This window comes from Treponema sp. Marseille-Q3903 (assembly GCF_014334335.1).
In the GTDB taxonomy this organism is placed as follows: domain Bacteria; phylum Spirochaetota; class Spirochaetia; order Treponematales; family Treponemataceae; genus Treponema_D.
Window position 1 is genome coordinate 122,162 of sequence record NZ_JACSEU010000001.1, and the last position, 21,221, is coordinate 143,382.

The following is a 21,221-nucleotide window of genomic DNA, read 5'->3' on the forward strand; positions in this document are numbered from 1 at the left end:
GTGTTAAATTGTCAACTGACAACCGTCAATCGACATCTGATTAAACTACTTCAATCCGTCCGAGAGCAACAAAACGCTGGTTTGCCTTTGAAAAAAGCATAGCCTTTTCTGTTTCAATGTCAAAGTGGATTTCTTGCCCGATTTTAAAGTTGATGTTGCCGAATACGACGCCTGTCAAAAGATATCCATTTATATCGATTTTTACAGTCGTCTCCATTCCTGTCGGCATGGAACTATAAATAGAACCTTTCAATTTTCCATCTTCTTTAATTTTGATGAATTCAGGACGCAATCCCATAACAAAATCGGCTTCAACGGCGTTCACTTCATCTTCCTCTTCTTCAGCGCTTGTGTCACCTGCTGTTTTTTGAATGATGTAATTAAACGGCATCATCTTGTTGAGCTTTTCATTTTGCTTTGTGCGCTCAGCTTCATCTCGCTTTTCCTGCTCTATTTTGGCTTCCGTATCTTTAACCCAAGTCTGGTAATCCATCTTTTCACTTGGAACAAATTTCAATGAAACGCGTCCGTCAAAAACTTTTAAGTTAAAGTTATTTGATTTTTGAGCACCGAGTGCTTCAACAAAGTTTATCGATGGGTTTCCTAAGAAGTCAGCTGCAAAAAGATTTGCAGGTTTTTCATACATGGCAAGAGGAGTTTCATACTGGTGAATAATACCGTTATCCATCAAACAGATTTTTGACGAAAGAGTCATAGCTTCAAGCTGATCGTGCGTGATGTAGATAAAAGTTGAACCCATATCGAGGTGTAGACGCTGAAGTTCACTGCGCATCTCGAGGCGGAGCTTTGCATCGAGGTTTGAAAGCGGCTCATCCATGAAGATAACTTGAGGTTTTGGCGCAAGAGTACGTGCAATAGCAACGCGCTGCTGCTGTCCACCTGAAAGTTCATTTGGATATCTGTCCATAAACATTCCGATTTTTACAATGCGAGAAACTTGGCGAACAATCAAATCAATCTCTTCTGCAGTCAATCCTCTCATCTTTGTTATACGTTTTCCATCTTTGCAGAGCGCACATTCGTTATCAAGCGTAAAGCCTTTTGCCTTATACGAAGCCGTCAATCCTTCTTTTTTTGCTTTTAGCTCTTTTATAACTTTTTCGACTGCATTTTTTAGATGACTTGCATCATCTGAAATGTGCGTTTCAAAAGAATAATCGAGCAATTTTTTAGCAGTAAACTGAGAGATTTCATACTTATCAATCAGGCGAACAAGGGTTTTAAGAGCGCTTTCTTTTTTATCTTTTGCAGCCTTGTGTTCCGTAAAGATAGAAACCAATTCTTCAGGTTTCGAAAGAATCTTTATCAGAGAATCTATAGACTGCATCTCGTGTGCGTAAATCGGTTTTTCCTCTTTTATGTTCTTTAATCCGAATGCAATATTCTGATAAACAGTCATGTTCGGCCAGAGTGCGTAATTCTGGAACAAAAAACCTACTTTTCGTTTGTTGGCAGGGATATTTATTCCTTTTTCGCTGTCAAAAACAGTTTCTCCGCCGATTGTAATTTGTCCGCTTGTCGGAGTTTCAAGTCCGGCAATCATTCTAAGAGTCGTCGTTTTTCCGCAGCCCGAAGGTCCAAGCAGTGTTACAAACGATGCGTCATGTATAGTCAAATTGAGGTTGTCGGTTCCGTAAAACTTTCCCCATCTTTTTGTCAGATTCTTTAATACGATTTCCGGCATTCTATTTTCCTCCTAATCCCTTATCGATTCCAGAATTGGTCAATTTGTTTACGCTGAAATTCAAAAGCAATATGAACACGATGATGATTAAGTTCATACCGCTCGAAAAAGCAAACAATCCCATTTCGTCGTAATAATCCATTTTTGTCGTCATAAGGCGATCCTGATTCACTAAAAGCATAAAGAGCGGCAACTCGCGGATACATGTCATAAACGGCAGCAAAAATCCGCTGATTATCGCAGACTTCTGAATCGGAATTATGATTCGTATCATTCGCTTGTACCACGGAGTTCCTGCAATCAAAGCCGATTCTTCAATTTCGCCGCTTATCTGCATCATCGAGTTTAGAGAGCTGCGAGATGCAAACGGAATGTATTTTACAGTAGCTGCGATTATAGCAAGCAAGAAAGTGTCGTACAGTCCGAACAGAGACCCGAAGATAAAAAACGCGATACCGACAGCGATTGACGGCAAGAGATATGGCAAAAATGCGATGTCGTTTACATAGTTTGCAAAGCGATTTCGGCGGTTTTTGCTGACTGCATAACCGATCAAAAGCCCAATCGTTCCAGCCAGAAGAGAACAGAATACAGCGACAATTATAGTTCCTTTAAAACTGTTCCAGATTCCTGTGTTGAACAACATACCGTGCTGTCCGTACAACCCTACATCTGTAGTTCCTCGGTGCATCCACCATTTTGTTGTAAGATTTGCAACATTGCCGGTCGTAAAGAAACTGTAGTCTCCAGGGTTTGGCAAGAACGTTTCAAATGCAAACGAAATGATTGGGTAAATACTTGTAAAGAATGTAAGAACAATCAGCACGATTGGAATGATATATTTTCCGACTCGTCCCAGATTCACTTTACTTACTTGTCCGCTCTTTCCGGTAACAGTCGTGTAACTTTTTCGAGATTTTGTGCTCACCTGATTTGCAAGAAGAATGAGAACGCCGAAAATCATCATCAAAACACCGATGATACTCGCCTCTCCCGCATAATTGACTTTCAAATCAACGTATTTTGTAGATAACGTTGTCAGCTTGAGATAGTGAGGAACAGGATAACTTCCCATTGAACTTCCGAATACAAGCAAAATTGTTGAAAGAATTGCAGGGGTGAGCAATGGCAACGTGATTCTAAAAAATATCTTAGATTTTTTTGTGTTCAAAATGGTTGCGGCTTCTTCCAAGTTTGAATCCATATTTTTAAAAATACCGCCGATGAGAATATACGCAAACGCAGAATAATGGAGAGCCAACACTATGATTGACGGGAACATCCCCTCAATCCACCAAGCCGGCATATAAATATGGAACAGAGATGCTAAAAGTCCGTCCGCTCCACCTACAGCTTGCGTATTTCTAAACATGTTTCGCCACACAAGCGCAAGAGTCCACTGCGGCATGATATAAGGGAAAATAAAGATTGCACTCAAATATCTTTTATATTTCATATTTGTGCGCGTAATTAGAAAGGCGAAAATACCACCGACAATTATCGCTCCGGCACATGAAAAAACGGCAAGAATCATACTATTTGCAAGCGGATGCCATAAGTTTTTTTGCGCAAGTGAGCTCGTAAATAAATCAATCCAGTTTACAAGCGTAAATCCAGACGCTTTGCCTGACAAATGCTGGTCTATCGTTCCTGAATGAACAGAAATGGTATCAGCAAGAATCGTTACGACAGGTGCAATCGTCGAAAACGAAAGGAGAATGCCGAAAATTAACAGAATTACGTTCTGAGGTTTTTGCAGCAAGTCTCTGATTTTGTTAAAGAAGATTTTAGTTTTATTGACTTTTTCCACAAGATACTCCTACTAAACATATTGAATCAATGTTTCAATATGTATCTTCCCGATTCATGGAAGTCTGATTAATCCTAATATAATTAATCAATGTTTCCTTAGACTAAAAAAATCCGTCTGAAATTATCTTGAACAGCAAGTTTTCAGACGGATTAATTTACGCAAACGTAATTTATTTCTTCAAACTGTCAATCCAAAGTCCTACAGTGAACTGAACGCCAGCACAATAGTTAGTTTCTTCGATTACCAATCTTCCGAAATCAGGAGATACCCACCATGAATATCCTCTATCATTTTTTGCAGGGAATTTATTTACACCGTCAACATATCCGTCTCGGCTGTGATCCTGATTGATTGATGGATTTGATGAATAACCGCCCATGTCTTTTCCCCATGGCTGGAAACCGTCTTTGCTTGTAACCATGTAAGAAATGAATGCACATGCAGTCCAAGGATATGGAGTATTTTTAGGAATCTGGAGATAGTGCTTGTAAGCGTATCCACCGAATCCCTGATAACCGTCTTGATAAGCAGCAACAGCAATATTGTTTACAGAAGTTTCTTGCGATTCGTTGATTGAGCGAAGTTTTGAATAAACGATAAGAGCTGTCTGTCCAGTAGCAGATTTTTTTACAATTTCCGTACTTATAGGACCGTCATCAGTCATTTTGTTGAACTGAGTTACGAACAATTTAATCCAAGCGAGAGAATATTCAGCATCGCTTGTGAGATTCAATTCTTTTACTTTTGGTTTTACTTCTTTGATTATAGGGTCAAAATATGCCTTATCTTCTGCAGAAAGTACTTGATATGCATCTTTTACATATTTAACATATTTTTTTTCTGTAAGCATATAAAGGAAGTTCTTTCCAACAGGTTCTGAATCAAGTCCCATGAACATAGGTTTTTCGCCTTCTTTTACAAAGTCCCATACGTTCATATATTTTTTAGAACCGTCAACAATGTTATACATAAAAACTTTGCTCAAAGTTTGAAGTGCAAGAGGATTTCCGTCAGCAGCGATATTTACTCCTGCAGTTTCACGCCATTCTTTTGGAATGAAGTTGTAAAGGATTCCTGTTGAAATCATCTTATTTTTAATCTGAGCAGCATCCTGGATAAGTGTAACAGCCTGAACAGGATTTGCAGATTCAGTGTCTTTTTCAAGCGCTTCAAAAATAGAGTTATTCTTTGGCTGACTCCACTTGATAGAACCAGTATAGTCAGAATGAACTTTTTTGATTTCTGCTACAAATTTTTCACCTGCAGTTTTTCCTCGGCTTGAATTACCAATTCCGGAAACTTCTTTTCCATTCGATTCAGCATAAGCCTTTTCCAAAAGCTCTTGAAAAGTCATTTTTTCAGCCTGAGCGATGATGTCCTTTACAGCTTTGTTTTCATTTTTCTTTGAACAGCCAAAGAAAGCAATTCCAGCCGTAAGCAAAAGCAACGTACCAAGTACTCTTTTCATAAAAACTCCTTAACCTTTTTTTGAAAAGTAATAATGTATAGATTAGACATGAACAGAAACATAGACGCAGCGGATGTAGAATCTGCAGACGAAATACTTTTTCTGATATATCTTTATTAATTATATCCTCATATACAAATATGTCAAAAAATTATTTTACAAAAATGAAAAATTCGCATTTTTTGACATTAAAACAGCAGAGGAAAAGAAGCTTTCGGCAGTCATTGAAAGGCATTATCAATTTTGAATAAAAACCACACAAATGTTTATACTGTGCAGCCACCTGTGCACCTCCCCACGCTCACCTCCCGCACGACAGCAGCGTCCCTACACTCGCGCCAGCCGCAACAAAACTTTCCCGTTAAATAAAAAAAAGCCGGCAACGTCACTCGCTAAAGCTCGCTCCCAAGCCGAACGGGGGAGGAACCTAAAACGACCCACTTGTGGCTCGTTTTTTAACGGTTCTCCAGTCGTCGGCTTCTACTAGCCCGCAGAAGAGCTATCCGGGTTCGGCTTCTACTAACCTACGCTTACGCTACCAAGTTTTTGACGCTCGTAAACTCGCTAAAACTCGCACATAAGAGCTATCCTTATTCGGCGCCGCCTCACGACGCGAGGCTTTGCCTCGCTCACAAAAGTTTGACTGCTCTTCAGCTATAGACAAAACAACACAGTCATTTTTTTGGAAAATCAGAGTTAAATAAAAAAAAGCCGGCAACTATCTACTTTCCCGCTAAAGAGCAGTATCATCGACGTAAGAGAGCTTGACTTCCGTGTTCGGAATGGGAACGGGTATTGCCTCTCCACTATGGTCACCGGCATTTATAAACAAAATAAAAAACTAAGTGTAAGTCTGTTCTAGGACAGAGCACACGGAACGGAAAAAACTTTAAGTAAAAGGAAATGAAAATATGGTCAAGCCTCACGACTTATTAGTAATGCTCGGCTGAACGCCTCACAGCGCTTACACCTGCATCCTATCAACCTGGTAGTCTCCCAGGAGTCTTAAGGAGGGTTGAACCCTCAGGGAAGTATAATCTTGAGGTGGGCTTCCCACTTAGATGCTTTCAGCGGTTATCCCTTCCGAACTTAGATACCCAGCACTTACCCTTGGCAGGATAACTGGTAAACCAGAGGTTCGTCCGCTTCGGTCCTCTCGTACTAAAAGCAGCTCCTCTCAAACTTCCAACGCCCGTAACAGATAGGGACCGAACTGTCTCGCGACGTTCTGAACCCAGCTCACGTACCATTTTAATTGGCGAACAGCCAAACCCTTGGGACCTGCTCCAGCCCCAGGATATGATGAGCCGACATCGAGGTGCCAAACTTTCCCGTCGATGTGAACTCTTGGGGAAAATCAGCCTGTTATCCCCGGAGTACCTTTTATCCGTTAAGTGATGGCCTTTCCACTCAGCACCATCAGATCACTAAGACCTACTTTCGTACCTGATCGATATGTCTATCTCTCAGTCAAGCCTCCTTGTGCCTTTACACTCGTACGATGATTTCCAACCACCGCGAGGAGACCTTCGCGCACCTCCGTTACTCTTTTGGAGGCGACCGCCCCAGTCAAACCGCCTGCCTAACATTGTCCCGCAACCTGCTTCAAGGTCACGGTTAGAAATCCCATTCATCAAGGCTGGTATTTCACCGGCGGCTCCACGCAACCTGACGGCCACGCTTCTCTGCCTCCCAGCTATCCTACACATGATGAATAGAATCCCAATATTAAGTTACGGTGAAGGTTCACGGGGTCTTTCCGTCTAATTACGGGTATCCGGCTTCTTTACCGGAATATAAATTTCACCGAGTCTCGCGTTGAGACAGTGCCCAGAATCGTTACACCATTCGTGCGGGTCGGAACTTACCCGACAAGGAATTTCGCTACCTTAGGACCGTTATAGTTACGGCCGCCGTTTGCTGGGGCTTCGATTCAATGCTTCTCCTTACGGATAACATCTCCTCTTAACCTTCCAGTACCGGGCAGGTGTCACCACCTATACGTCCCATTGCTGGTTCGCAGATGGCTGTGTTTTTGATAAACAGTCGCCTGGGCCTGCTTTGTGTCACTCCCTGTATTTCTAAAGGGAGCCGCACTTCTTCCGAAGTTACGTGCGCATTTTGCCGAGTTCCTTAACGCGAGTTCGCTCGAGCGCCTTAGATTACTCATCCTACCTACCTGTGTCGGTTTCCGGTACGGTTTACTAAGCCTTACTTAGGAACTATTTCTCGTCACCATGATTACGTCCGCTTCAGTCCCACTTTCTGGTTCCTCGCTGTCACAGCTCATCTTGGTTCTTCTTTTAACCAGAACCTCATAAACTCGCTGCTTTGACCGGGACTACCGTCGCCCGGCCGGATTTCACCTCATGCGTCATTCCATCAAAACTCAATAAGTACTGGATTATAAACCAGTTTCCCATCGGCTACGACTTTCGTCCTCGTCTTAGGGGCCGACTTACCCAGGGCAGATTGCCTTTACCCTGGAAACCTTAGGTTTTCGGCGAGCGGGGATCGCACCCGCTTTTTCGTTACTTATGCCTGCATTCTCTCTTGAATCTCCTCCAGAACCCCTCACAGGTATTCCTTCGTCAGTTAATTCAATGCTCCCCTACCACTCATAACTTCTGTCATGAATCCGGAATTTCGGTTTTATGCTTAGCCCCGTTACATTGTCTGCGCAAAAATGCTCGACCAGTGAGCTGTTACGCACTCTTTTAAGGAATGGCTGCTTCTAAGCCAACCTCCTGGCTGTCTGTGCATCTTCACTTCATTTAACACTTAGCATAAATTTGGGACCTTAATTGCCGGTTTGGGCTGTTTCCCTTTCGACTACGAACCTTGGCGCACGCAGTCTCACTCCCATAAGCTGGTTACCGGCATTCAGAGTTTGATTGAAATCGGAAAGATTTAACTCCCCCTTTTCCATCCAGTGCTTTACCTCCGGTAACTTTTTATGAGGCTGTCCCTAAAGGCATTTCGGGGAGAGCCAGCTATTTCCAGGTTTGTTTAGCCTTTCACTCCTAGTCACAAGTCATCACTACCTTTTTTAACAGATTACTGTTCGGTCCTCCACAGGGTTTTACCCCTGCTTCAACCTGCTCATGACTAGATCACCTTGGCTTCGGGTCTGCGTCATGCAACTTATCGCCCTTTTCAGACTCGCTTTCGCTTCGGATCCAAAACTTCTATTTCTTATCCTCGCTGCATAACGCAACTCGCAGGTTTATTCTACAAAAGACACGCCACTACCCTTGCGGGCTGTGACATCTTGTCAGTTTATGGTTTCAGGTTCTATTTCACTCCCCTTACAGGGGTTCTTTTCGCCTTTCCCTCACGGTACTTGTTCACTATCGGTAGCTGTCTAGTATTTAGCCTTGGATCGTGGTCGACCCGGATTCTGACAGGGTTTCACGTGCCCCGCCATACTCAGGATTCTGCTAGGAGTCAGTTTGTTTCGGATACGAGGCTTTCACTCTCTTTGACGCTCCTTCCCAGAAGCTTCTCCTACAAACTGATTTTCTGCCTACTCCATATCGCAGTCCTACAACCCCGCTTTACGCGGTTTGGGCTCTTCCCTCTTCGCTCACCGCTACTGGGGGAATCTCTTTTGATTTCTGTTCCCGAGTTACTTAGATGGTTCACTTCACTCAGTTTGACTTCTCTATCCTATATATTCAGATATCGAGATGGTGTATTTCACCGGATTACTCCATTCGGAAATCCGGGGGTTTGCGGATATGTGCTCCTAACCCCGGCTTATCGCAGCTTATCACGTCCTTCTTCGTCTTACAGCTCCTAGGCATCCACCATAAACCTATATTCGCTTGACCATATTTTCATTTCCTTTCATTCCACTCTTTCGCAGCTCAAGGGCTTTTTATTCAAGCTTCCCTTTCCTCTGCTCGCAGACTGAAAAGTCCTTCTTCTGATAACGCAAGTCTTTCCATGCGTCATCTTCCGTTCCTTCCTTAGCAATTTCAAAAAACAATAAAATCCAGCAATGAAGCTTTCATTAGATGGGACAGACAAGAGTTGAACTTGTGACCCCCGCCTTATCAGAGCGGTGCTCTAACCAACTGAGCTACTGTCCCTTAAATAATATGGAGAATAAGGGATTTGAACCCTTGACCCTCGGCTTGCAAAGCCGATGCTCTAGCCAACTGAGCTAATTCCCCATGATTGTATTTTCAGTCTTCGACAGACCAGAGAAAGAAACAATTGACACTGCTTTGTACACCAAAGCCTATTCCTTTTTCTTAAAAAGGAGGTGATCCAGCCGCACCTTCCGGTACGACTACCTTGTTACGACTTCACCCCCCTCACAAATCCTACCTTCGACAGCGTCCTCCTTGCGGTTAGACTGCCGGCTTCGGGTAGAATCTACTCGGATGGTGTGACGGGCGGTGTGTACAAGGCCCGGGAACGTATTCACCGCACCGTGCTGATGTGCGATTACTAGCGATTCCAACTTCATGGAGTCGAGTTTCAGACTCCAATCCGGACTACGAGAGGTTTTCTGCGTTTTGCTCCGCATCGCTGCTTCGCTTCACTCTGTATCTCCCATTGTAGCACGTGTGTAGCCCTGGACATAAGGGCCATGATGACTTGACGTCATCCCCGCCTTCCTCCGGTTTGTCACCGGCAGTTCCGCCAGAGTCCTCACCTTTACGTGTTAGTAACTGGCAGCAGGGGTTGCGCTCGTTGCGGGACTTAACCCAACACCTCACGGCACGAGCTGACGACAGCCATGCAGCACCTGTTCACAGGCGCATTGCTGCGCTTACATATCTCTATATAATTCCTGTGTATGTCAAACCCAGGTAAGGTTCCTCGCGTACCATCGAATTAAACCACATGCTCCACCGCTTGTGCGGGCCCCCGTCAATTCCTTTGAGTTTCACCCTTGCGGGCATACTCCCCAGGCGGTGCACTTATCGCGTTTGCTTCGACACCCGGTCTGTCGACCAGACATCTAGTGCACATAGTTGACTGTGCGGACTACCAGGGTCTCTAATCCTGTTTGCTCCCCGCACCTTCGCACCTCAGCGTCAGTCATCTGCTGGTAACCTGCCTTCGCCATTGGTATTCTTCCAGATATCTACAGATTTCACCCCTACACCTGGAATTCTGATTGCCCCTCAGTGACTCTAGTTTTGCAGTTCTCAATGCTATTCCGGAGTTAAGCCCCGGTATTTCACACCAAGCTTGCAATTCCGCCTGCATGCCCTTTACGCCCAATAATTCCGAACAACGCTCGCAACTTACGTGTTACCGCGGCTGCTGGCACGTAATTAGCCGTTGCTTATTCATGACCTACTGTCACCATACGGCGTTTCTCTCACCATACTTATTCTTCAGTCATAAAAGGATTTTACAATCTTCCGACCTTCATCATCCACGCGGCGTCGCTCCGTCAGACTTTCGTCCATTGCGGAATATTCTTAGCTGCTGCCTCCCGTAGGAGTCTGGGCCGTATCTCAGTCCCAATGTGCCCGTTCACCCTCTTAGGCCGGGTAGCTATCATCGCCTTGGTGGGCCGTTACCTCACCAACTAGCTAATAGCTCGCGAGCCGTTCCTTCGGCGGAACAAATGTTCCTTTCCTGACCTGCCTCTGACACAGGCCACCTTATCCGGTATTATCTGCTATTTCTAGCAGCTATCCCCGTCCAAAGGGTACGTCACCCACGCGTTACTCACCAGTCCGCCATTCTAGGATCAGTGCAAGCACCAATCTTGCCATTCGACTTGCATGCTTAAGACGCGCCGCCAGCGTTCGTTCTGAGCCAGGATCAAACTCTCCATGATTATTTCTAAGTCCCGAAGGACTAAGATTTTCCACAAATCGTTCAATCACAGCTTTATTTTTGCTGAAATTGATTTTCAATTCTTAATTCGTGAACCGAATTAAGCGGTATGTTTTTTATTCAATTGAAACACTTAAAACAAATTATATGTCAATTGTTTCCTTCCCTGAACTGTCAAAGAATCTTTTGGATTTTTGTCCAAATCTCAGGCTTTTATTGTAAAACCTGCGAAAAAATATCATTTTACTGGTATTTTGTGCCGCCCAAAAGATGTGGTTTTGTGACGGTGAAGATGAATATACATCTGAATTAAAAAAGTGTCAACATAATTTTTAATTTATTTTTCTTTTTTTTCTACTTTTTTCCCCTTTTTTTTGTGCGCAGAAGAGCCTCACAAAAGAGAATTTCAACGCTCAGAGAGGCAAGAGGTACGGGAGGACGGGGAAGTTTTTTGTGCGCAGCCTCGTGGAAAAACTTTGCTTGGATATGTCTTTATAGTCACTTTTTTATAAATGGTATAAAATCTCATCTATGAAAAAGACAAATGCAATGCGTATTTTAGACGGCTTAAAGATTTTATACGAAACTGCAGAATACGATGATGATGGTGAACATGTCCTTGAAAAAGGGGCTGCATGCCGCATGGCTGAAAAACTCGACGTTAACCCTGAAACAGTTTTTAAAACTATTGTAATGCGCACTGAAGCTAAAGAAATCTGTGTTTTTTGCCAAAGTGCAGTCAATGAAATCAATTTGAAAAAAGCGCGTCAGGCAGCGGGCGTAAAAGAGATTGCTCCTGTAAAACCGGAAGATCTTTTAGGATTGACAGGTTACGTTCGCGGAGGCTGCACTCCAATCGGGATGAAAAAGAAATTCAGAACCTTTATAGACAAATCTGTGATGGAATGCGAAAAAGTTTGCATAAGCGGTGGGCAGCGTGGAATTCAGATAAAAATAAAGCCCGAAGACTTAGTGAAAGCTACCGACGCAGTTTTGTGCGATTTGATACTCTAACTTCGCTGCGATTTGTTTTAAAACCAGATTATGTCTAATCAAACATTTTTTTTCGCCAATCTTTTTCCAAATCTGCGATTGAAGGAACTGCTGTCCCTCGTTCTGTAGTTATTACATTCTTTATATAAGGCTCTACAACTTGGTCTTTATAGCTTTCCCAACGAGCAGGAAGCATTTCAGGGACGAATATCATCTGCGCAGGTGGAAGGTTTGTAAGCAGATGCGTATAATAGAGAGGAAGAATATTTTCTGTAACATATCGAACGGCAGAAAATCCTCCTGCAATACCAAAATGTTCAGTCTCAAGATTCATATTGTCTTTTTGGCTCAAAATTGCATGCTGACTGTCTGAATTGAAAAACCACGAAATAAATTCCGTAGCTCCCGGCTGATTTTTTGCATTTTTAAAAATTCCCATCAGCGTGTAATCATCTTCAATCGGGAGCGTATTATCTTTTACAATCCATCTATAATCTTCATTCAAATTTTGTTCTTTAAAAACTTTAAATAACTTATCGCTCGTAGTGTAAGCAAATAAAGTTCTTCCTGATGTAACTTGACGATAATACGGCATAAATAAATATCTAAATGCGAAATCCTGAGCAACAGCTGCCGAAGAGTTTTCTTTTTCAATCCAATCTTTAAGAGCGTTTATAGAATTAGAAAGAGCTGTTGAATTATAAGTGATATTGTCTTTTTCTAAACGGAATCTTGCTCCGTAAATTTTTGTGACAAGATATAAAAAATCATCATTAGAAAGCGGAGTAAAACCTATTTTTGTATAATGCCCTTTGTTATTCTTTGAATTATAAGAAGCCGAAGTCTTTCTAATTTGCTCTAAAGTCATTGTGTAATTATCTTTTACAATCTCTTTGTTTTCATCTGAAAAGATAACAGCAGGAAGATTAAAACTCACAGGCAACAAGTATTGAACTCTATTTTTTTTCCCTGATTCAAGAAGGTTTCTGTAAAAAATATTTGATGAAAGGTGTTTTGTATCAAAAAGATAATCAAGCGATTTAAAATTCTTTTTAGGATTTTCCGTTCTAAGCCAAGCCCCAACAACGATGTCCGGAGGAATTTCATCTTTTGCCGGCGGAAGAGAAAGAGCAGGATTTTCTTTGTAGACTAAAACCGCCTTATTGTTCGCATGCGTTCTGTTGAATAATTCTATATATTGAGCAAACTCGCTGTTGTTAGTCCAGATAACAATCCTGCTGTTAAACTTTGCACTAATTTTGTCATTCTGATTCCCGCAAGAAACAAAACACAAAGCGGCAAGCGTTAAAATTATCGATAAACTTAATCTTAATGATGATTTTTGCATTATAACCTTAACTATTTTGTAGTTTCGGCTTCATTATAAATGCTTGCGTAAACCAAATCAATCTTATCTTCATCGATGCTTGAAAAAGCAACGCGCAAAGTGTAAGGATCAATCTGAATTACCCCGATACAATCTACCGCAAGAAGTCTTTTTCTTATCTCCTCTGCTTTTCCCGTATTAACATGAAAACTCATAAAGTAGCCGGAATTGAAAGGCAACGGTTCAAGCACTGAAGATTTGTGAGTATTTACGAATTTTCTTACAAGGTCGTAACGGCGCTTAAGCATTGCTCTAAGTTCTTTTTTCTGTTCTTCATGCGCCTGATCATTTAATGCATGCATAATAATGCTTTGCGAAGGAGTTGCAGAGCATGAAACTGAAGAACGAATTGCAGACATAAACTTTGTCGTCAATGCCGTATACTGAGCTTCTGAAAGACTCTTTGAAGCAAATGTTATAAAACCTGTGCGAAATCCCCAAGCAAAATCTTCTTTTGTTGGACCATCAGCTTTGATTGCAAGCACGTTTTCGTGAATATCGCATAGATAAGCAAAAAGTGACTGAGGCTCAATATCATCTTCGTAGTCCAACCCAAAATACGCATCGTCAGAGAGGACGAGGACTTTTTTACCGCTTTCGGCAATTTCTTTCACAATTCTGCATATCTCCAAAACCTCATTTTTTGTAGGGCTGTATCCTGATGGATTTTGCGGAAAATTCAAAATAACGCGCACAGAACCATATTTTTGTGCATCTGCTTTCATTTTTTCTTCAAGACCAGATATGTTAAACTTGCCGTTTTCAAAACATTTAAATCGGTGAAATTCTGCATTGCAACGCGCAGCTGCGATAAGTTCGTAATTATCCCAACAAGGCTCTGCTGAAATCATAGGCTTTGTTTCGTCTACAAATAAATCGCATACGTATGATAAAGCTGCGGTAAGGCCGGGAACAAGAATTGGCAGCGAAAAAGTTTTGCCTTTTAACAAAGGATTTTTTGATATAATTTGCTCTTTCCAAATCTTACGCAATTCAGGGTTGCCCCCGGTTTTTGCGTATGCGACCGCTTCTCGCGCATTAAAATTCGGCATACTTTTTTTGTAAGAATCGAGTTCAATTGGAGTTCCATTTACAACTGCCATACCGATTGTACCGTTTGCAAAGGTAGCATCTTTTGCAGCTTCCCCACCTTGTGAAATAATTCCGTTAGGAAAATAAAGTCTTTCACCCATCTTTGAAAAAAGAGAGTCTACTACAGAACCTGCGAGAGTTTGATTTAATTCTTGTGCTAAAGCATTTATCATAATGAGTCAATTATGCGAATTTACGCAGTTTTAGTCAATAAAAATGCATAACTATGTGATTTCTTTGCATAAATATACAAAAGAAAATCACGGCGTTTTTGATGTTGAATTTGTAACGCTGTGCTATTTTCGCTATAATCTTCAATAATATGAATAATGAAATCGAACGTTTTAAAATCATCACGAAAAAATGTCGCACAGAAGCTGCAAAGCGCCTTATTGGGCAAGAAAATCTCGTTGATGATATATTGACTGCCTTTATAGCCGGGGGACACGTATTGGTCGAAGGAGTGCCGGGACTTGCCAAAACACTCGCAATTAAAACAATAGCGGAGATTCTCGGACTTGATTTTAAACGAATTCAATTTACACCCGATTTGTTGCCTGCCGATGTTACAGGAACTTTGATATACGAACAAAACAAGGGAACTTTCACTGTAAGAAAAGGCCCTGTTTTTGCGAACGTAATTCTTGCTGATGAAATAAACCGTGCACCTGCAAAAGTTCAGTCTGCAATGCTTGAAGCGATGGAAGAACGTCAGATTACAATCGGAGAAGAAACATACAAGCTGCCGGAACCTTTTTTTGTGCTTGCAACTCAAAACCCTGTTGAACAAGAAGGCACATACAATCTGCCTGAAGCAGAACTTGACCGTTTTTTGATGAAACTTGTTGTCAAATATCCTGCTGCAGACAATGAAATTCAAATTGTCCAGACTTGCGGGAAAGCTCCTGACGTTCCGGTAAACCAGATTGTAACGGCATCTGATATCGCAGACATGAAAGCCACAGCAGACAAAGTTACATGCAGTGAAAAACTCGTTGAATATATCGTTTCGATTTTAACAGTCACACGTCCTGAAAGCCCTCACAGACAGCAGACAGGTCGTACAATTGTAAATACAACTAACACAAACGACATCACCCGTTATATTCATTTTGGAGCATCGCCACGAGCGGGGATTGCAATGCTGCAATGTGCAAAAGTTCGTGCGCTTTTTGCAGGCCGCGATTTTGTTTTGCCGGAAGATATAAAATCAGTCGCAATGAACGTATTGCGTCACAGGCTCGTCCTTTCTTACGAAGCAGCTGCAGACAATGTCACCGCAGACGAAATCATATCTCGTATTATGAACTTTATTCCTGTTCCGTAAATTCGACTTTATCCAAACGGAATTTAGAAGATGAAAACAGAACTTCTTGTAAAAAAAGCCACTTACCTCAGAATTCAGGCAGCAGAATTAGCCGAAGGAATAAAGTCGGGGAATTTTCAGTCTCTTTACCGTGGGCAGGGGATTGAGTTTACAGGAGTTCGAGACTATATACGCGGAGATGATGTCCGTTCGATTGACTGGAACGTAACTGCAAGGATGGGAAAGCCGTTTGTGAAAATGTTCGTTGAAGAACGAGAGTTTCAGATTTTTTTGATTGTAGATTCATCGCTTTCAATGAAACTTGATACAAAGTCTTGCAGAAGAACAAAATTTGAATCTGCGGAAGAAGCCGCAGCGTTAGTGACAATTGCAGCCGAATTAAACGGATGCCCTATAGGGGCGGTTTTTTTTGACGGCGCAATTTATTTTTCATGCAAACCGGCTCTCTCAAAAGAAAACACAATGAATATCCTAAACAACCTTTACCGCACTCCAAAGGGAGCGACAAAAGGCTCATCGCTTGGAAACGCAATAGAGTACGCATGCAATTTGCTTCGTATGCGTTCACTTGTTTTCGTGTTGTCCGATTTCCGAAGCGCGGAATGGGAAACTCCTATGACCGCAATTGCTCATAAAAATGACGTCATCGCAATAAATATCCACGATTTTATAGATGAAGAACTTCCATCACTCGGGACTGTCGTTTTTGAAGATGTTGAAAGCGGAATTAAAATGGATCTTCCATCATCTTCTGAAAAATTTAAGAAAGAATGGCGCAGATATAACCAAAAAAAAACGGAACGGTGGCAGGATTTTTGCTACAAGCACGGAATTCTGCCTGTCACAATGGACACAAAAAGCGAACCTCTTCAGGTTTTAAATTCCATTTTTACAAGAAAAGCAAGGACAAGATAATTCATGGCAGAAATAAAATCAGAGCAAGTCCTTCTTCCTCGCAAAGTTTATGTAGCCGACACGGCAGAACTGAGATGTTCCTTTAATTCTGACAGTGCAAATCTAAAATCGCTTTCAGAAAAAGGCGCTTTTGAGATTTCTTTTGAAAACTTTGCAGGAGAATTAGACGGAAACGATTACGACATCAAGCAGGTTCAAGTCGTCCCATCAGGGATAGATTTCTACAAGCTCGTCATAACATTTGTTCCATGGAAAACAGGCACAATCAAATTTCCGCCGATTCAGATAGAAGACCTCTACATTGACTTTGCTCCGATTCAAATTGTTTCAATCACAGAGCAAGCAAACAACGCAACTTTAAGCGGATTTGCAGCGCCGCTTTTACTTCCTGGAACGACTTACAAACTGTATGGCATGCTGATTTTTTCTTTGCTTTCATTTTTGTTGATTATCAGGCTTGTCATAAAGCGAAAAAGCATCGCATTTTTTATTAAAAACCGAAAACTTTTGCGCAAATACAAAAAAAACAAGAGAAAAACTGCAAGGCTTCTGCGTTCAATTAAAAATAAAAAAATCGGCAGCTCTGAAATCGCCGCTCAAATTCAAAAAATTATGCGGCAATATCTTGAAATACGTTTTGATTATCAGTTTACGCGGGCCGCATCATCAGAGTTTGAAGAAGGTTTTTGCAAAGCGACAGGCGGACTTTTGCCCGATGAAAAAAATATAGCGTTCGGTAAAATTTTATCAAGTTTTGTCAGAACAGATTTTATCAGATACAGTAAAAATGCTGTTTTCAACGATGGCGAAGTTGCAAAAATCGTAAAAGAGCTCATCAAAAATATCGACATAATCGAAACGGCGGCTGACAAAAACAACAAAAAGGCGGAGGAATCAAAAAATGCTTAATTTTCAAAATCCGTTTGCGTTTTTCCTCTTGCTTTTAATTCCAATTCTGTTTATTTTGCGTAGACTAAAAATTTTCAACAGGATATCTTTTCCGGCAGTTCTTTCCGATTGGAACGGACAGCATTTTACATGGCGAGGAAAATCTCAGAAGTTTTTGTCAATTCTCGCAAAAATTCTACTTGGAATAGGTTTTTCTCTTGTCGTAACCGCTTTTGCCGACCCTGCAATTTCAAGTCAAGAAAAAGTTTTTTCGACGCTCGGCACGGACATTGTTTTTGTTTTAGATACAAGCCCTTCGATGGCTGCAAAAGATGTCGACGGCAATTCTCGGCTTGAAGCAACGCTTCGTTCAATTTATTCTCTTGCAAGAGCCCACGACGGCTGCAGATTAGGGATTGTCGCTCTGGGCAGCAGTGCAGCTGTCATTGTCCCACCGACAATAGACAGCGAATCATTTAACAGCAGTCTCGGACGGATTTCTGTTGGAAGCATGGGAGACGGGTCTGCAATTGGGGACGGATTGAGCACAGCGGTGTGTCATCTTGCATCTTCATCAGCTCCAAAAAAATGTATAATTCTCTTCACAGATGGCGAAAACAATGCCGGAGAAATCCATCCTGAAACGGCAGCAAAACTAGCGGCAAACAATGGCATTACACTTTATGTCGTCGGAATCGGCTCAAAAGGTACAGTCCCTATCGAATACACAGATCCTGCGACAGGAAAACAATATTCAGGATACTTAAATTCAAACTTCAATCCTGCGTCTCTTAAAAAAATCGCAGAAATCGCCAACGGTCGTTATTTTGAAGCACAAACTTTATCCGAGCTTTCAGAAAGGCTGAACACTGTTTCAAAACAGGAACAAGTTGCACAAAATTATACGTATAAAACAGTCAACAAGCTGTATTATCAGAAATTTCTTTTTATTGCTCTTATACTTTTTTCTGCTTCTTGGTTTATCAAAAGAATTTTGTTGAAAGAACTGATATGTTTCAGGCATAAAAAAATTTTGTTTGCTCGCTCAGGATTTTTGCTTTTTGCATATATCATGCTTATTCTTGCGAATATGGGACTGACGTGGGGAACATATCTCGTACCGGTTCAAAAAAGCGGAACGGCAGTTTCTATGGTGTTTGATATTTCAAACAGTATGATGGCAAAAGACTGCCCTATGAATACGACAAGACTAAAAGCCGCCGGGACATACGCAAAAAAACTTCTTTCAAACATGAGTGGAGTACCTGTTTCAGTCGTACTTGCAAAAGGTGACGGAATCCCTGCAATTCCTCTTACAGAAGATACTGCACAGATTGAATCTTTACTTGACGCTCTTTCTCCGAATTTAATGACAGTTCCTGGTACAAGGCTCGGGAAAGGCATTTTAAAAGCAAAAGAAACATTTCCATCAAAGTACTCAGCGGCCGGAAGAATTTGGGTATTTACCGACGGAGAAGAGACTGACGGGGAACTCGTTCCTTCTTTATCTGAATGTTTAAAATCCGGCATTCCTGTTACAATTATAGGATTTGGAACAGAAAAGGGAATTGAAATCACTACCGGAGATGGAAAAACAAAAGTGAATTCTGCATTGCGCAGTCAGGAGATTGAAAACGCAATTTCCGAAGCGACGTCAAAATTCAATCTTTATAAAAACCGTTCTGACTTGTCGTATATAAACTCAAACGAAAAAGGCTCTGCCGCAAAACTTTTGTCGCAACTGAGGCGTTCAGATTCGGATAACCTCATCACATCTTACGAATCAAAACCTGTGCAGCGTTACAAACTTTTTATAACGCTTTCATTGCTTTCCTTTATTTTGAGCTACATCGTTACTGAAATTAATTTCTCAAAATTTATAAAAAAATCTCTGCCTGCAGAATTCCTGGCACTCATTGTAACGCTTTCAGGCTGCGGCTCAGATACAGTTAAAATTTTTGATGGAACTTATTCATATCACAAAAAAGACTACCGACACTCAATATCATGTTTTATCGACGTTTCCGAAAATGCTCTTTCTATGGAAAATCAACAGACTTTAGATTTTGCTCTCTACGATTTAGGCACGGTATATGCGATGATTGGAGAAAACCCTGTGGCGATTGAACAGTTTGCAAAAATTTCAGAAGAAGCTCCATCAAATGTACGATACGCAGCATTTTACAACGCAGGAGTTTTATCATACAAAGCCGGAAATTACGAAGATGCTCAAAAATATTTTAGAAAAGCGCTCGAGACAAATAGCGCAAAGATAGAAGCCAAAATAAATTTTGAGCTCTCGGCTAAACAAGCAGAAGAGGCCTCTAAAAAAAATGAAAACGAATCGATTCAGGCGCAAGCCCACGAGTCAAACATCCCAGACCTTGAAAAAGCAGTTTTTAAACACATAAAGGAGAACGATCAAAAGCAATGGAAAAACAGCGAATCGCAACCGTCAGAAATTTCTACAGAAGATTATTAACTGTAACTGCATTTTTGATTTTCTTTTCAAGCAGTCTGTTTTCTCAAAATGTAAATTACAACAATCTCATCATAAAGCATGCAGAAAACCAAAATTTGTTTACAAACACTGATTTAAAATTTCTGGTGAAAATTGCAGATGTAAAACCTTCACAGATTCAAGTTTTATCTTCAATGAGCAGACAAAATGTGACATATCGTTCAATAAAAAAGACAGAAGTTTTTGATGAAAGTGGAAATTTTGGAACGGAAATCGAAATTTGGCTTTCTTTCGACAAAAAAGGAATCTACAATCAGCTTTCTCTCCCTGTGATGATAAAAACCAGGCGACGAAACTTAGCATTTGAATCAATTGAGATTACAGAAGACCCCTCAAAAAAAAGTCCGCTTATTACAATCAAATTTTCAAACGGATACGAAGTGTATTCTGACCAGCCGCCGGAAAAAAATCCGATATTCAATGCAAAAATCGGAGAAAAAATCACTTTTACTGTTTACCTGCAATACATAAATCAACTTGTTCAATTAAACTGGGATCTTCCACAAAATTCGATTTTTACACGAACTGAAGAATACGAAATCACTGAGATAAAATACCGCGAACGAACATATACGCATGACTTAATTCCGGTGTCAACATTCGAATGGACTGGACTTGCACCCGGAGAACAGCAATTTCCAAAAATAAAACTTTCAGCTATGGATTATAACGGCTACAGGACAGACCTTTTAACGCCTAAATTTTCTATCAATTTTACGGAAAACGAAACATCATCTAAAAAAAACGAACCCGACATTTTCAAAGACGCTTTTACTTCTTTTGATTCTGAAGCAAATGACATTTTTGAAGATGATATCACAGACGAGACTTGCCGAAAGCTCGCCGATTTGTATTACAAAGAACAGATATCTTTTTTCGGATTTAAAAATGCGCATGAAAAACGAATTGAGCTTGAAAATAAAATAGGAGTTCCATCGACTGCCCAAAACAGCATTCCCATCATCTATATTTGCATCTTGCTCACCTTGTGCATTACGTTCACTGTTTTTGTTGTCGTATTTATAATTAAAAAAAGGAACTTGCTTTTGATTATTTTTATCGCATTGTTGTCGTCTTCTGTTATCGCGCTCGGGATGGGCATTGCAAAACGGTTTCAAAGTTACGGAATATGCAAAGGCTGTATGATTTATTCAATTCCATCAGAAAATGCGGAAGCGTTCTCGGAAATTGGAGCTGGCAACAGAGTTTTGATAACAGAACATGCTGGTTCGTGGATAAACATTCAGCTCGGAGATAGCAGCGGCTGGTGTAAAAAAGACGACATCATCGAAATAAAGAGGTGA

Annotated in this window: 11 protein-coding genes, 2 tRNA genes and 3 rRNA genes; 6 read left to right on the top strand and 10 right to left on the bottom strand. The window is 41.2% G+C overall.

Annotated features, from left to right (window positions below):
* Positions 1 to 40: 40 nt before the first annotated feature.
* From H9I37_RS00610 to H9I37_RS00645, 8 genes are all read right to left on the bottom strand, one after another.
* Positions 41 to 1,705: an ABC transporter ATP-binding protein gene (locus H9I37_RS00610; RefSeq protein WP_187380554.1), complete on the bottom strand. Its 1,665-nt coding sequence runs from the start codon at positions 1,703 to 1,705 to the stop codon at positions 41 to 43.
* A gap of 1 nt (position 1,706) precedes the next feature.
* Positions 1,707 to 3,515, bottom strand: coding sequence for an ABC transporter permease (locus H9I37_RS00615; RefSeq protein WP_187380555.1), 1,809 nt, complete (start codon positions 3,513 to 3,515; stop codon positions 1,707 to 1,709).
* A 172-nt stretch (positions 3,516 to 3,687) separates the two neighbouring features.
* The gene (locus H9I37_RS00620; RefSeq protein ID WP_187380556.1) at positions 3,688 to 4,986 is read right to left on the bottom strand and encodes a type 2 periplasmic-binding domain-containing protein; all 1,299 of its coding nucleotides are present in this window, start codon (positions 4,984 to 4,986) and stop codon (positions 3,688 to 3,690) included.
* A gap of 709 nt (positions 4,987 to 5,695) precedes the next feature.
* Positions 5,696 to 5,806, bottom strand: a 5S ribosomal RNA gene (gene rrf / locus H9I37_RS00625).
* A gap of 91 nt (positions 5,807 to 5,897) precedes the next feature.
* Positions 5,898 to 8,819 (bottom strand): 23S ribosomal RNA (locus H9I37_RS00630).
* A 187-nt stretch (positions 8,820 to 9,006) separates the two neighbouring features.
* A tRNA-Ile gene (locus H9I37_RS00635) sits at positions 9,007 to 9,080 on the bottom strand.
* Between the two features lie 10 nt (positions 9,081 to 9,090).
* Positions 9,091 to 9,164, bottom strand: a tRNA-Ala gene (locus tag H9I37_RS00640).
* Between the two features lie 85 nt (positions 9,165 to 9,249).
* Positions 9,250 to 10,795, bottom strand: a 16S ribosomal RNA gene (locus H9I37_RS00645).
* The 16S, 23S and 5S rRNA genes sit together here with 2 tRNA genes alongside, the layout of an rRNA operon.
* Before the next feature lie 530 nt (positions 10,796 to 11,325).
* Between H9I37_RS00645 and ybaK the strand changes: the two genes are divergently transcribed.
* The gene (gene ybaK / locus H9I37_RS00650; protein ID WP_187380557.1) at positions 11,326 to 11,808 is read left to right on the top strand and encodes a Cys-tRNA(Pro) deacylase; all 483 of its coding nucleotides are present in this window, start codon (positions 11,326 to 11,328) and stop codon (positions 11,806 to 11,808) included.
* Between the two features lie 34 nt (positions 11,809 to 11,842).
* On the opposite strand, the gene H9I37_RS00655 is transcribed toward ybaK, so the two are convergent.
* Both H9I37_RS00655 and H9I37_RS00660 read right to left on the bottom strand, forming a co-directional pair.
* A complete protein-coding gene (locus H9I37_RS00655) occupies positions 11,843 to 13,135 on the bottom strand; it encodes an extracellular solute-binding protein (protein WP_187380558.1) in 1,293 nt (430 codons plus the stop codon).
* 11 nt (positions 13,136 to 13,146) lie between these two features.
* A complete protein-coding gene (locus tag H9I37_RS00660; RefSeq protein ID WP_187380559.1) occupies positions 13,147 to 14,439 on the bottom strand; it encodes an aminotransferase class I/II-fold pyridoxal phosphate-dependent enzyme in 1,293 nt (430 codons plus the stop codon).
* A gap of 149 nt (positions 14,440 to 14,588) precedes the next feature.
* Here H9I37_RS00660 and H9I37_RS00665 point away from each other — a divergent pair, with 149 nt between their 5' ends.
* Genes H9I37_RS00665 through H9I37_RS00685 form a run of 5 tightly spaced genes read left to right on the top strand, consistent with a single transcriptional unit; the run spans position 14,589 to position 21,221 of the window.
* Entirely contained in the window at positions 14,589 to 15,593 is a 1,005-nt protein-coding gene (locus H9I37_RS00665; RefSeq protein WP_187380560.1) for an AAA family ATPase, read from the top strand.
* Positions 15,594 to 15,623: 30 nt separating this feature from the next.
* Positions 15,624 to 16,508 carry a DUF58 domain-containing protein gene (locus tag H9I37_RS00670; protein WP_187380561.1) on the top strand — a complete coding sequence of 295 codons (885 nt, stop codon included), beginning with the start codon at positions 15,624 to 15,626 and terminating at the stop codon, positions 16,506 to 16,508.
* A 3-nt stretch (positions 16,509 to 16,511) separates the two neighbouring features.
* Positions 16,512 to 17,417, top strand: coding sequence for a hypothetical protein (locus H9I37_RS00675; RefSeq protein ID WP_187380562.1), 906 nt, complete (start codon positions 16,512 to 16,514; stop codon positions 17,415 to 17,417).
* Positions 17,410 to 19,878: a VWA domain-containing protein gene (locus H9I37_RS00680; protein ID WP_187380563.1), complete on the top strand. Its 2,469-nt coding sequence runs from the start codon at positions 17,410 to 17,412 to the stop codon at positions 19,876 to 19,878. Before H9I37_RS00675 ends, H9I37_RS00680 begins: the two co-directional genes overlap by 8 nt.
* The gene (locus H9I37_RS00685) at positions 19,827 to 21,221 is read left to right on the top strand and encodes a tumor necrosis factor receptor family protein (RefSeq protein ID WP_187380564.1); all 1,395 of its coding nucleotides are present in this window, start codon (positions 19,827 to 19,829) and stop codon (positions 21,219 to 21,221) included. The genes H9I37_RS00680 and H9I37_RS00685 overlap by 52 nt, the downstream gene beginning before the upstream one ends.